11 protein-coding genes are annotated in these 12,417 nt (G+C 65.9%); 8 read left to right on the top strand and 3 right to left on the bottom strand.

Annotated features, from left to right (window positions below; translation table 11 throughout):
- Positions 1–2 precede the first annotated feature (2 nt).
- The 3 genes from JJL56_RS17760 to JJL56_RS17750 all read right to left on the bottom strand — a co-directional run bounded on the left by JJL56_RS17760 (position 3) and on the right by JJL56_RS17750 (position 3,799).
- On the bottom strand, positions 3–1,343 hold the full coding sequence (locus JJL56_RS17760; RefSeq protein WP_200485789.1) for a ferredoxin reductase family protein: 1,341 nt from the start codon (positions 1,341–1,343) through the stop codon (positions 3–5).
- A gap of 144 nt (positions 1,344–1,487) precedes the next feature.
- Positions 1,488–2,450, bottom strand: a complete 963-nt coding sequence (locus tag JJL56_RS17755) for a hypothetical protein (protein ID WP_247891120.1) — start codon at positions 2,448–2,450, stop codon at positions 1,488–1,490.
- A 68-nt stretch (positions 2,451–2,518) separates the two neighbouring features.
- A complete protein-coding gene (locus JJL56_RS17750) occupies positions 2,519–3,799 on the bottom strand; it encodes an NAD(P)/FAD-dependent oxidoreductase (protein ID WP_200485787.1) in 1,281 nt (426 codons plus the stop codon).
- A 165-nt stretch (positions 3,800–3,964) separates the two neighbouring features.
- Here JJL56_RS17750 and JJL56_RS17745 point away from each other — a divergent pair, with 165 nt between their 5' ends.
- The 8 genes from JJL56_RS17745 to JJL56_RS17710 all read left to right on the top strand — a co-directional run bounded on the left by JJL56_RS17745 (position 3,965) and on the right by JJL56_RS17710 (position 12,416).
- Complete coding sequence (locus JJL56_RS17745) at positions 3,965–5,308, top strand: glutamine synthetase family protein (RefSeq protein ID WP_145626683.1); 1,344 nt, start codon at positions 3,965–3,967, stop codon at positions 5,306–5,308.
- A 219-nt stretch (positions 5,309–5,527) separates the two neighbouring features.
- Positions 5,528–6,628 (top strand): extracellular solute-binding protein, encoded by a 1,101-nt coding sequence (locus JJL56_RS17740; protein ID WP_145626682.1) that lies wholly within the window; start codon positions 5,528–5,530, stop codon positions 6,626–6,628.
- Between the two features lie 100 nt (positions 6,629–6,728).
- On the top strand, positions 6,729–7,892 hold the full coding sequence (locus tag JJL56_RS17735) for an ABC transporter ATP-binding protein (protein WP_200485786.1): 1,164 nt from the start codon (positions 6,729–6,731) through the stop codon (positions 7,890–7,892).
- Positions 7,889–8,812, top strand: a complete 924-nt coding sequence (locus JJL56_RS17730) for an ABC transporter permease subunit (RefSeq protein WP_145626680.1) — start codon at positions 7,889–7,891, stop codon at positions 8,810–8,812. The genes JJL56_RS17735 and JJL56_RS17730 overlap by 4 nt, the downstream gene beginning before the upstream one ends.
- The gene (locus JJL56_RS17725) at positions 8,809–9,642 is read left to right on the top strand and encodes an ABC transporter permease subunit (RefSeq protein ID WP_014240466.1); all 834 of its coding nucleotides are present in this window, start codon (positions 8,809–8,811) and stop codon (positions 9,640–9,642) included. The genes JJL56_RS17730 and JJL56_RS17725 overlap by 4 nt, the downstream gene beginning before the upstream one ends.
- A 404-nt stretch (positions 9,643–10,046) precedes the next feature.
- Positions 10,047–11,063, top strand: a complete 1,017-nt coding sequence (locus JJL56_RS17720; protein ID WP_145626678.1) for an agmatine deiminase family protein — start codon at positions 10,047–10,049, stop codon at positions 11,061–11,063.
- 145 nt (positions 11,064–11,208) lie between these two features.
- Positions 11,209–11,478 carry a hypothetical protein gene (locus tag JJL56_RS17715; RefSeq protein WP_247889502.1) on the top strand — a complete coding sequence of 90 codons (270 nt, stop codon included), beginning with the start codon at positions 11,209–11,211 and terminating at the stop codon, positions 11,476–11,478.
- A gap of 143 nt (positions 11,479–11,621) precedes the next feature.
- Positions 11,622–12,416: a PP2C family protein-serine/threonine phosphatase gene (locus tag JJL56_RS17710; RefSeq protein ID WP_145626712.1), complete on the top strand. Its 795-nt coding sequence runs from the start codon at positions 11,622–11,624 to the stop codon at positions 12,414–12,416.
- Position 12,417: the final 1 nt, after the last annotated feature.

Raw genomic sequence — 12,417 nt, 5'->3', positions numbered from 1 at the left:
AGTCAGCGCATCGCGAAGAGTTCCTGGTGGAAGCGCTGCTCCACTGGCAGGCCGTGGGCGGCGAAGTCGTGCCGCAGCGCCTGACCGAAGCCCGTCGGGCCGCAGAACCAGACGCTGGCGTCACGCCAGCCCGGCACCAGCGCACGGATGCGCCCGCCGTCCAGGCGGCCGTCGCGCTTGTCGACCAGGACATGGAGGCGAACTCCCGCCGCCGCCGCGTCGGCGGTGAGCTTCGCAATCGCTTCCTCGTCGTATTCGCTGGTGGTGTGGAAGAAGTCGACGGTTTGCGGTGGTCGTTCAGGGCTCGCCGCCAGGAACTTCATACGGGCGATGAAGGGCGTGACTCCGATGCCGCCGCCCACCCAGATCTGGTGCGGACAGGAATCGTCGAAGGTGAAGCACCCGTAAGGCCCCTCCACCGTCACCGCCTGACCGACCGTCAGCCGCTCCCGCAGGCGCCGGGTGTGGTCGCCCAACTCCTTGACCACGAAGGTTATGCGGTGGTCGGCGTCGTTCCAGGCCGAGGCGATGGTGTAGGGATGGGCACCCTCTGCCCTGTCCGACGTGGCGAAGGCGAATTGGCCCGCCTTGTGGCCCGGCCAACCCTGTGGAACGTCGATCGCGACCTCCAGTGTGTGCACGCCTGGAAAGTAATGGAGGGCGCTGATCGCACCCGGAACCCGCCGGTCGGCTGCGACACGGCCGAGAAGCACGACGGCGGCGGCCCAGACGCTGGCGGCGAGCAGCAGCGCCATCACCCAGCCGATCGGCGAACTCCAATAGTCGAAGTCGGTCAGCACGACGGTGTGGAACACCAGCACGAGGTAGGCAATAGCCAGCAGGCGGTGCGTCTTGAAGAACAGGCGGTAGGGAAGGCGCTTGAACAGCGCCAGCGCGATGAGCAGCACGACCGCGTAGAAGGCCCATTCGCCCAGCCATTCGGCGGTGCCCCGCAGGCTCCGGAGCGACTGTTCAAGGGAACTGTCGGGAATGGCGCGCGGTCCCCGTTGCGGCCGGGCCAGCCACCCCCAGCCGACCGCCCATTTCGGCCCCTGGGCCCACAGCCAATGGATGATCGCACCAACGAGCGCGGCGATGCCCAGCCACTTGTGCAGGCGGTACATCTTGTCGAGGCCGCCGAACCACGGCTCCGGCCAGCGCGGCCGCAGCGCCAGGATCATGGCCACGCCCATGCATCCGATGGCGATGATGCCGCTGTATTGAACCAGTTGGGCGCGAAGGCCGAAAAAGCTGCTTGCCAGAAACACACTCGGCTCGGCGGCAAGCCACAAAACCGTCAAAAGCGCTAAAATACCCCATAAAGACAGCTTGATTGCTTTCATGGCTACATCCTCCGTGACGGCCACCGTCAAGGTGCGGATGGAGGGACGTTTCGCGATTTCCCTTCCGGTGACGAGACGATTTGAATCATCGCAGCCATTCCAATGGCTGGCTACGACAACGGAGGGGGATGTCGAGGAAACCGGTTACTTGCGAATCCAGACCTTTGTTTCCATGAAGCGGTTGGCGAGGAAGCGGTAAGTCTGCTTCTGCAACTGCTCTATGGCGGTGGATTTCTCCACCGGCGTGGAGTCCCAGGCCTGAAGGATGTCCTCCCACTCCAAAAGCCGGGCTCTCAGATCGTCGCGGATTGTGCGGATGAAGGTCACGGTGGTGTCGAAGGACTTCAGCGCGCCGAAGATCTCGCCGGTCTGGGCGTCCGCCTGCTCGAAGACGGCGTCATAGTCCTTCAGCGGCTTGGTCAGCAGCCCTTGCATGCGCGCGACCTCGTTGCACAAAGTGCGGTCGGTCCGGTAGATCTGGGTCAGCCGGTTCAGCTTGCCGCTGATGGCGCGGATCGCGTTGAAGCGGTCGCGCAACGCCTCGATGTAGGACAGCTCCTGGGTCAGATCCTCGATGCGGTCGGTCAGATACTGTTCGTAATTGTCCTTCAGGCCGAGCTTCGCCGCGATGTCCTTGAAGGCGGCCTTGACGCGCTGCTTGGTCTGCGGGTCCTCGACGATCTGTTCCAGCTCGTCGGCCTTCACCACGATCATCTCGGTTCCGGAGATCGAGGAGACGAGTTGGACGGTCAGACGGCCCCGCGCGATGTTCCGGTGCTTTTCCTCCACCGACCACGAGGCGCGGCCGTCCAGCAGCTCCCCCGGAATCTGCTCGCCGGGGCGGATCTGCTTCACATAGGCCAAGCCCTTCTCCACCACGTCCAGGAGTTTGGAGTCGCGGCTGTCCTCCTTGATGTCGAAGGATTCCATCAGCGTGTTGAAGGGCAGGGCGGCCTTCAGATCGCCCAGAAGGATGTTGAGCACCGGCTGCTTGGACGAGGGGTCGATGCAGAAGAAGGCCCCGGAAAGGCTGAACACCTTGTGTTCGAAGTCGAAATGCGTGTCCCGCATCGGAACCGCGGGCGTCGCCTCGGTATCGGCTTCCATGCTTCCGGTTTCGGGATCGGGGACATCGGACATGGGCGGGGACCGGAAGCGGGAATGGGACGGGCAGGTTACAGCAGATCGCGCAGCCGGAACCAGAGCATCGCGAGGACAAGGGCGGGTGTGCGGAATCGCCGCCCGCCGGGGAAGGGCCGGTGGGGCACGCGGGCGAACACGTCGAACCGCTCCGCCGCGCCGCGGATCGCCTCCGCCATGACCCGACCGGCCATGCCGGCCAGCGCCACCCCGTGGCCCGAATAGCCGTGGGCGAAATAGACGGTCGGCGTCAGCCGCCCGACCTGCGGCATACGGTTCATGGTGATGGCGACGTGGCCGCCCCAGAAATGATCGACCGCGGCGCCACGGAGCTGCGGGAAGACCGCCAGCATCTTGGACCGCATGGCGATCTTCAGTCCCGGCGCGTCCAGGCCGGAATAGCTGACGCCGCCGCCGAACAGCAGCCGGTGGTCGGCGGAGCGGCGGAAGTAGTTCAGCACGAAGTTCATGTCGCTGACCGCCAGGTTGGTCGGCAGCAGGGAGGCCGCGGTCGCCTCGCCCAGCGGCTCGGTGGCGATCATGTAGGTGGCGACCGGCATCACCACGGCCGACAGGCGCGGCGCCAGCGCCCCCAGATAGGCGTTGCCGGCCAGCACGAGGAAGCGCGCCGTCACCCGCCCCCGCGCCGTGGTGGCGCCGGGGCGGTCCCCGGTGTCGATGGCGGTGACGCGGCTGTCCTCGAAGATGCGCACGCCGGCCCGCGCGGCGGCGTCGGCGAGGCCCAGCGCGTAGTTCAGCGGGTGCAGGTGCCCGCTTCCATCGTCGGCCAGCCCGCCGACATAGGCGTCGCTGCGCACCACCGCCCGTATGGCCTCGCGGTCGAGCGCGCGGACCTTCCCATAGCCGTAGCGGTCGCGCATCTCGCGCTCCATCGCCGCCACGTCGTCCATGTGGCGCGGCTTCACCGCCGCGTGGGCGAAGCCCCAGGTGAGGTCGCAGGGAATGGCGTGCTTCGCCACCCGCTCGGCGATCAGCGCCTTGGACTCCTCGCCGAGGTCCCACAGGCGCCGGGCGTCCTCCGCCCCGACCCAGCGCTCGATGGTGCTCATCGACTTGTTGTAGCCGGTGATGATCTGCCCGCCGTTGCGGCCCGACGCTCCCCAGCCGACGCGGTTGGCCTCCAGCAGAACGACGTCGTAGCCCTGCTCGGCCAGTTCCAGCGCGGTCATCAGCCCGGTGTAGCCGCCGCCGACCACGCAGACGTCGCAGGACAGCGAGTCCTCCAGCACCGGGTGCTGCGGATGCGGAGTCGCGGTGTCGGCGTACCACGAGCGGATGTGGGATGGTGTGGGCATGACCGCCGAGTTAGGGGAGGGACCCCCGCCACGTCAATGATTCCAGCGGTCATATGGGCAGGATCTTTGTTCCCCTCTGGCGCGAAGAGGGGGTGCGGGATCATAGTAAGGCGGTCGTTCACAGCAGGGAGGGGCTGCCCACCGTCCGGTGCGGTCCATACGTTCATGGGTTTCATGGAAGACTTCATCAAGAAGAACCGCATCACCGAAGTGGAATGCCTCGTGCCCGACATGTCGGGCATCGCGCGCGGCAAGATCGTGCCCGCCGAGAAGTTCCTGCGCATCCTGCGCGACCGCGGTCTGCGGCTGCCCGAGGCGATCTTCGTCCAGACCGTCACCGGGGAGTATCCGGAGGACGACAACGTCACCTCGGACGAGAATTCCGACATCTACATGATCCCGGACGAGCGCACGATCCGCTTCGTCCCTTGGTACGAGGAGCCGACCGCCCAGGTCATCACCGACTGCGTCTACGCCGACGGCAGCCCGGTGAACTTCTCCCCCCGCCATGTCCTGAAGCGGGTGCTGTCGCTCTACGAGGAGCGCGGCTGGAAGCCGATGGTGGCGCCGGAGCTGGAGTTCTTCCTCGTGCAGGTCAACAAGGACCCCGACTACCCGTTGGTGCCGCCGGTCGGCCGCAACGGGCGCGTGGAGAGCGGGCGGCAGGCCTTCGGCATCGACGCGGTGAACGAGTTCGATCCGATCTTCGAGATGGTCTACGACTTCTGCGAGGCGCAGGACATCGACATCGACACCCTGACCCACGAGGCCGGGGCGGCGCAGATCGAGATCAACTTCAACCACGGCGACGCGCTGGAACTGGCCGACCAGGCCTTCCTGTTCAAGCGCACGGCGCGCGAGGCGGCGCTGCGCCATCAGGTCTACGCCACCTTCATGGCCAAGCCGATGCAGAACGAGCCGGGCAGCGCCATGCACATCCACCAGTCGGTGGTCGATGCGGATTCCGGGCGCAACCTGTTCTCCGACGCCAACGGGGCGGACACGCCGCTGTTCATGTCCCACATCGCCGGGCTGCAGAAGTATCTGCCCCACGCGATGCCGCTGCTGGCGCCGAACGTGAACTCCTACCGGCGGCTGGTTCCGAACTCCGACGCGCCGATCAACGTGCATTGGGGCCGCGACAACCGGACCACCGGCCTGCGCGTTCCCGTCTCGCCCGCCGATTCGCGCCGGGTGGAGAACCGGGTGGCCGGCGCCGACGCGAATCCGTACCTTGCCATCGCCGCCTCGCTGGCCTGCGGCTATCTCGGCATGGCCCAGGGGCTGGAGCCGACCGACCCGGTGAAGGGGTCCGCCTATCGGCTGGCCTTCACCCTGCCGCGCCACCAGGGCGACGCGCTCCAGAAGTTCAACGCCTGCAAGCCGCTCAAGGAAGTGCTCGGCGAGAAGTTCCTGGACGCGGTGACCTGCGTGAAGGAGGCGGAGTACGAGGCCTATCACCGGGTGATCAGCTCCTGGGAACGCGAGAATCTTCTGCTGAACGTTTGAGCATTTTTCCGCCCCCTTCCGCCGCCGCCGCGGAAGGGGGCGTTTCCGTTCCGCAAAACCCCGCAGTTCCCCCGCAAACCGTTGACAACCAACCTCCCCGTGAGTGCAATAGCGCTCGCGCCGGGGACGCCGTGCGACGCACGCCGCCTCCCACGTCGAATGGAAAAAAGTCGACCAGTCACGAACTGACGAACGATCCAGAATTCGGGGGCTTTCTGCATGAAACGTTTCGCTCTCAGCGTCATCGGCGCCGTCGCGGCGATCGCCATCGCCGGCCCGGCGCTGGCCCAGGCCAAGAAGCCGGTCAACATCTACATCTGGAACGACTATCTGGGCGAATCGACGCTGGCGGACTTCACCAAGGCCACCGGCTACGACACCAAGGTGGATCTGTACGACAGCCTTGAGCTGCTGGAGCAGAAGGTGCTGGTCGGCAAGTCGGGCTACGACGTGATCGTCCCGACCGCCGAGCCGACCCTGTCGCGCATGATCCAGGCGAAGGTCGTGGCGCCGCTCGACAAGGCGAAGATCCCGAACCTGAAGAACGTCGATCCGAAGGTTCTGAAGCTCCTCGAGAACTCGGACCCCGGCAACAAGTTCGCCGTGCCCTATCTGGGCGGCACGGTCGGCATCGCCATCATCCCGGAGAAGATCAAGGCCGTCGCCCCCGACGTCCCGCTCGACAGCTGGGACCTGATCTTCAAGCCGGAGGTGGCGAAGAAGGTCGCGGCCTGCGGCATCACCGTGATGGATTCGGCCATCGACGTGATCCCGTCGGTGCTGAACTACCTCGGCCTCGATCCGAACTCCGAGAAGAAGGAGGATCTGGACAAGGTCGAGAAGACGCTGCTGGCGGTCCGCCCCTACATCAAGCAGTTCGTCACCGGCCAGAACATCAACATCCTGGCGGGCGGCGACGCCTGCGTCGTCATGGCCTACAACGGCGATGCCATCCAGGGTGCCGCCCGCGCCGAGGAAGCCAAGAACGGCGTGAAGGTCGAATACATCACGCCGAAGGAAGGCGTGCAGGTGTGGTGGGACACGCTGGCCGTTCCGGCCGACGCGCCGAACAAGGAGGGCGCGCACGCCTACATCAACTTTATCCTGGACCCGGCGAACACCGCCGCGATCTCCAACACGGTCAGCTACGCCAACGCCGTTCCGGCCTCGCTGGCGTCGGTCGACGAAGCGGTGAAGACCAACCCCGCCGTCTTCCTGCCGGAGAACAGCACCGTCAAGCTGTTCGCCCTGAAGTCGATCAAGCAGGCCACCGACCGGGCCCGCACCCGCGTCTGGACCAAGGTGAAGACCGGCAAGTAAGCGCGCCGCGCAAGCCGGCATGAACGACACGCGCCCCGGTCGCTCCCTGTCGGGAACGGCCGGGGCGTTCCCTTGAGAAGAGGACGCCGAGAGGAGCCGCATGGCCGTCCAGCCGATCCGCAAGCCCACGCGCCTGGAGCCCTGGCAGGACCCGGGACAGAAGCCCTATGTGCGAATCGAAAAGGTGACCAAGACCTTCGGCGATTTCGTCGCCGTGGACGAAGTCAGCCTGTCGATCTACCGGGGGGAGTTCTTTGCCCTGTTGGGCGGCTCCGGGTCCGGAAAGACCACTTTGCTGCGCATGTTGGCCGGGTTCGAGACGCCGACCGAGGGCAAGATCTTCATCGACGGCGTCGATATGGCCGGCATTCCGCCGTACGAGCGGCCGGTCAACATGATGTTCCAGTCCTACGCCCTGTTCCCGCACATGTCGGTGGAGCAGAACGTCGCCTTCGGCCTGAAGCAGGACGGAGTCGCGAAGGCGGAGATCAAGGAGCGGGTGGGGGCGATGCTCGACCTCGTCCAGCTCGGCCAGTTCGGCAAGCGCAAGCCGCACCAGCTGTCCGGCGGTCAGCGGCAGCGCGTGGCGCTGGCCCGCTCGCTGGTCAAGCGGCCCAAGCTGCTGCTGCTCGACGAGCCGCTGGGCGCGTTGGACAAGCGGCTGCGCGAGCGGACGCAGTTCGAGCTGGTCAACATCCAGGAGAAGCTGGGCGTCACCTTCATCGTGGTCACCCACGACCAGGAGGAGGCGATGACCATGTCCTCGCGGATCGCCGTGATGAACCACGGCGTGATCGCTCAGACCGGCACGCCGACCGAAATCTACGAGTATCCGCAGTCCCGCTTCGTCGCCGAATTCATCGGTTCGGTGAACATGTTCGAGGGCAGGGTGGTGGAGGATCAGGCCGACCACGTGCTGATCCGCTCGGAGGACGCCGGCTGCGACCTCTACATCAACCACGCGGTGGCGGTCCCCGCCGGCGCCACGGTGGGCGTCGCCGTCCGTCCGGAGAAGATCGCGCTGAGCAAGGAGCCGCCGGCCAACGCCGCGACCAACGCCGATGGGCGCAACGTCACCAGCGGGATCGTGCGCGAGATCGCCTATCTCGGCGACGTGTCGATCTATCTGGTCGAGCTGAAGACGGGCAAGACGGTGCGCGTCACCGCGCCCAACGTGGTGCGGCGCACCGAGATGCCGATCACCTGGGACGACGAGGTGCATCTGAGCTGGCGTCCCTTCGCCGGGGTGGTGCTGACGCAATGATCGACCTTCTGCGCCGGATCGGCCTGTGGGGGCGGGGGGTGGTGGTCGCCATCCCCTACCTGTGGCTTCTGCTGTTCTTCCTGGTGCCCTTCCTGATCGTGTTCGGCATCAGCCTGTCGGAGGCGATGCTGGCGCAGCCGCCCTACGCGCCGCTGATCGACTGGCTGGTGGACGAGGACGCGGAAACGACCAAGCTCCAGATCCTGCTGAACCTGTCCAACTATCTGCGGCTGGGCGGCGACGACCTCTACATCCTGGCCTATCTGAACTCGGTGAAGATTGCGCTGGTCACCACCGTCTGCTGCCTGCTGCTGGGCTATCCCATGGCCTACGCCATCGCCAGGGCGGAGCCGTCCAGGCGCGGGCCGCTGATGATGCTGGTCATCCTGCCCTTCTGGACCAGCTTCCTGATCCGCATCTACGCCTGGATCGGCATCCTGAAGGCCAACGGGGTGGTGGACAACCTGCTGCAATGGACCGGCCTGACGACGGAGCCGTTCGAACTGCTCTATTCGGACTGGGCCGTCTACATCGGCATGACCTACTGCTATCTGCCCTTCATGGTGCTGCCGCTCTACGCGACGCTGGAGAAGCTCGACCCGACTCTGCTGGAGGCGGCGGCGGACCTCGGCTGCCGTCCCTGGAAGGCGTTCCTGACGGTGACGCTGCCGCTGTCGCTGCCGGGCATCATCGCCGGGTCGCTGCTGGTCTTCATCCCCTCGGTCGGCGAGTTCGTGACTCCGGAGCTGCTGGGCGGCCCGGACACGCTGATGATCGGCCGCGTGCTGTGGAATGAGTTCTTCGCCAACCGCGACTGGCCGGTCGCCTCGGCGGTGGCCATCGCGCTCCTGCTGTTCCTGGTGGTGCCGATCATGGTCTTCCAGCATGTCCAGGGGCGCCAGACGGAGGCCGGGCGATGAAGCAGATGGGAAAACTGGCCTGGGCGCTGTGGTTCGGCTACGCCTTCCTCTACGTGCCGATCGCGCTGCTGATCTTCTACTCCTTCAACGAATCGCGGCTGGTCACGGTGTGGGGCGGCTTCTCCACCAAATGGTACGCGGAGCTGCTGCAGAACGACCAGCTTCTCGGGGCTGCCTGGCTGTCGCTCAAGGTGGCGGCGATGTCGGCCACCGCCTCGGTGGTGCTGGGCACTGTCGCCGGTCTGGCGCTGGCCCGTTTCGGGCGATTCCGCGGAAGGACGCTGTTTGGCGGCATGATCACCGCGCCGCTGGTCATGCCGGAGGTCATCACCGGCCTGTCGCTGCTTCTGCTGTTCGTGGCGCTGGAGCAGGCCATCGGCTGGCCGGATGGGCGCGGCATGACGACGATCACCATCGCCCACACCACCTTCACCATGGCCTATGTCGCGGTCATCATCCAGTCGCGCCTTGTCAGCCTTGACGAGAGCCTGGAGGAGGCGGCGATGGACCTCGGCGCCCGTCCGGCCAAGGTCTTCTTCGTCATCACGTTGCCGATCATCGCCCCGGCCATCGTGTCGGGCTGGCTGCTGGCCTTCACCCTGTCGCTCGACGACGTGGTGGTTGCCAGCTTCGTGTCGGGTCCGGGCTCCACCACGCTGCCGATGGTCATCTTCTCCAGCGTGAAGTTCGGCATCAGCCCGCAGATCAACGCGCTGGCGACGCTGATGATGGTGGTTGTCGCCACCGGCATCTTCATCGCCAGTCTGGTGATGGCGCGGCAGGACCGGCAGAGGAAGCGGGACGAGCAGATGGCGGTGCAGGGGGGCTGACAAGCCCCCCCCCGTTACCCCCAAATATCGCCTCATAGGCGCTATGCCGTTCGGCCGCAGGCGGCGGGGGTGGCCGTTTGCCGTTGCATTTGCTATTGTGTGGGCATCTGCAACAGCGAATGAGGCCGTATCATGCGTGCGCTCTTATGGTTCCCGATGCTTCGTCTTGGTTTTTCGATGCCTTTCTCGGCGCCGAAGCGCCGTTATTCGGATCGTCCGCCCTCCCGCCGCTGAGCGGTCGAGCGCGCTGCCCTTCCGGGCATTCCGGTGGCCCTTTTGCTGGCCGTTGCCAAATCCTCCGCTCCGTGGTTAGGGTGACCGTGGGTCACGGGTGACGCCGTGACGACCCGCTCCGGCCATGCACAAGAGCCGGGCCATTCAGGGATTTGGCAGGAGATTCAAAGATGACGACACCGGCGGCGGAAGGCTTCACCATGCCGGGCGAATGGGCACGGCACACCCGCTGCTGGATGGCGTGGCCGTGCCGGCCCGAGACTTGGCCCGAGGGGGCTTTCGACGCCGCCGCTGCCGCCTACACCGACGTCGCGCGCGCCATCAGCCGGTTCGAGCCGGTGACCATGGTCTGCGACCCCGCCGACGTCGCCGACGCCTCCCTGGCCTGCGGGCCGGGTGTCGAGATCCTGCCCTTGCCGATCAGCGACTCCTGGATTCGCGACACCGGACCGAGCTTCGTCACCGATGGGAAAGGGCAGGTGGCCGGCGTCCATTGGGGCTTCAACGCCTGGGGCGGCAATTATCCGGACAGCGCCAAGGACCAGCAGGTCGGGCGCCTGATGCTCGACCATCTCGGCCTGCGCCGCTTCGAAGCGCCCCTGATCATGGAGGGCGGCTCCTTCCATGTGGACGGGGAGGGGACGCTGCTGACGACCGAGCAGTGCCTGCTGAATCCGAACCGCAACCCGAATCTCGGCAAGGCGGAGATCGAGGCGCTTCTGAAGGAGCATCTCGGCATCTCCACGGTGATCTGGCTGGGCGAGGGCTATCAGGATGATGAGACGGACGGTCACATCGACGAGATCGCCCTCTTCGTGAAGCCCGGCGTCGTCATGGCGATCACCACCGACGATCCCGGTGACGGCAATTTCAAGGCGTTCCAGGACAATCTGGACCGGCTGAAGCGCGCCCGCGACGCCCAGGGACGGGAGTTGGAGGTTATTCCGGTCCGCCAGCCGGCGCGGCGTGACGAGAACGGCGTGCGGCTGACCCTGTCCTACACGAATCTCTACATTGCCAACGGCGGAATCGTCATGCCGGCCTTCGAGGATTCGGCGGACGACGAGGCCTTTCGCATCGTGCGCCGGGCCTTTCCGGATCGCGAGGTGGTGCAGGTTCCAGCCTTGGACATCGTGCGCGGCGGCGGCGGCATCCACTGCATCACCCAGCAACAGCCGGCGGTCTGATCCGAAGTCTTTCTGTTTGCGAAAAAGCGAAGGCTCTTCCGGCCTTCGCTTTTGAATCGGTCGGTGCGTCGATTCGGACCTTGAAACGGTTGGAGCGCGGGCGCATCTTCTTAACATGCAGTTAAGCCCGCTCAATATGCCACCGATGGCAAAGCCGCAGCCGCCGATCACACCGGCGATGCAGATGGCCATGTCTCCGGCGGTTCAGGCGGCGCAGCAGACCACTCCCACCGTCCGCACCCAGACGGTCCAGGCGACCCAGGCGGTCGGCAAGATGGACCAGACGCGGGAAACGCGCAACGCGACCCAGTCGGGGCAGGCGATCGACCCGCAGACGGCGGCCGTCCAGGCACGGACGAACGGCACCGGCTATCGCGGCAAGCAGCGCGGTACGCTCCTGGACGTCAGCGTCTGAGGCGTTTTTACGCGCCCTTTCCCGCTGTTCAATTCGCGCACTCTCCGCCATTATCCTACACAAAGCCGAGGCGGTTTTTCGCGTTGCCGAAGGCTGTCTCCAGGAAGCTGGTTCGGCTGTAACGCGCTGGAGCCATTCGCGTGATGCATTCCGCCCTGATGGAGATGATCGCTTCCGGACAAACGGATGTCGGCCGTGTCCGATCGCGCAACGAGGATGCGTTCCACCTCGATCCGGCGCTCGGCTTGGCGGTGATCTGCGATGGCATGGGGGGACACGCCGGAGGCGACATCGCAAGCCGCACCGCAGTGGAAGTAACGGCCGCTGTGATCGCCGGCCACGGCTGTGCCGATGACGGCCGAACGCCATCCCCGGCGGAGGAGGAAAGAGCGGCAGTGGACGCCGTGTCTACAGTCCGCTCCGCGGTGGTCGCCGCCAACCGGCGGATCAACACCATGAACCGTCAGCGCGGCTATGCCGAAGGGCGCGGCATGGGAACCACGCTGGTGGGGCTCTGGCGGGTGCCGGGAACGGGGCGCGTGGTGGTGTTCCACGCCGGAGACAGCCGGCTGTATCGTCTGCGCGATGGGGAGTTGCGTCCACTGACGCGCGATCACAGTCTTTATCAAGTCTGGCTCGACAACGGGCGCCGCGGGCAGGCTCCCCACCGCAACATCATCGTTCGCGCGCTGGGCACCGGTGAGCAGGTGGAGCCGGACATCGCTGTCCACGATCTGCAGCCCGATGACCTTTACCTTCTGTGTTCGGATGGGTTGACCGGGATCGTGCCGGAGGGGTTGATCCAGCGATTTCTCACCCAACAGCCGCCCCCCACCGCCGAAGACGCCTGCGCCCGGCTGATCGGCCTTGCCAACGGGGCGGGCGGACCGGACAACATCACCATCATTCTCGCCCGTTTCGTCCTTCTTCCGGCCTGAC

It is taken from the genome of Azospirillum aestuarii, from assembly GCF_016632405.1.
Taxonomy (GTDB): domain Bacteria; phylum Pseudomonadota; class Alphaproteobacteria; order Azospirillales; family Azospirillaceae; genus Azospirillum; species Azospirillum aestuarii.
The sequence above is the reverse complement of the archived record's forward strand: the minus strand, read 5'-3'. Positions and strand labels throughout refer to the sequence as shown.

Coding starts and splice junctions, on each gene's coding strand:
- JJL56_RS17720 (WP_145626678.1), top strand. CDS start 10,047: ATGACGACACCGGCGGCGGAAGGCTTCACCATGCCGGGCGAATGGGCA.
- JJL56_RS17710 (WP_145626712.1), top strand. CDS start 11,622: ATGCATTCCGCCCTGATGGAGATGATCGCTTCCGGACAAACGGATGTC.
- JJL56_RS17745 (WP_145626683.1), top strand. CDS start 3,965: ATGGGTTTCATGGAAGACTTCATCAAGAAGAACCGCATCACCGAAGTG.
- JJL56_RS17725 (WP_014240466.1), top strand. CDS start 8,809: ATGAAGCAGATGGGAAAACTGGCCTGGGCGCTGTGGTTCGGCTACGCC.
- JJL56_RS17760 (WP_200485789.1), bottom strand. CDS start 1,343: ATGAAAGCAATCAAGCTGTCTTTATGGGGTATTTTAGCGCTTTTGACG.
- JJL56_RS17750 (WP_200485787.1), bottom strand. CDS start 3,799: ATGCCCACACCATCCCACATCCGCTCGTGGTACGCCGACACCGCGACT.
- JJL56_RS17715 (WP_247889502.1), top strand. CDS start 11,209: ATGGCAAAGCCGCAGCCGCCGATCACACCGGCGATGCAGATGGCCATG.
- JJL56_RS17730 (WP_145626680.1), top strand. CDS start 7,889: ATGATCGACCTTCTGCGCCGGATCGGCCTGTGGGGGCGGGGGGTGGTG.
- JJL56_RS17735 (WP_200485786.1), top strand. CDS start 6,729: ATGGCCGTCCAGCCGATCCGCAAGCCCACGCGCCTGGAGCCCTGGCAG.
- JJL56_RS17755 (WP_247891120.1), bottom strand. CDS start 2,450: ATGGAAGCCGATACCGAGGCGACGCCCGCGGTTCCGATGCGGGACACG.
- JJL56_RS17740 (WP_145626682.1), top strand. CDS start 5,528: ATGAAACGTTTCGCTCTCAGCGTCATCGGCGCCGTCGCGGCGATCGCC.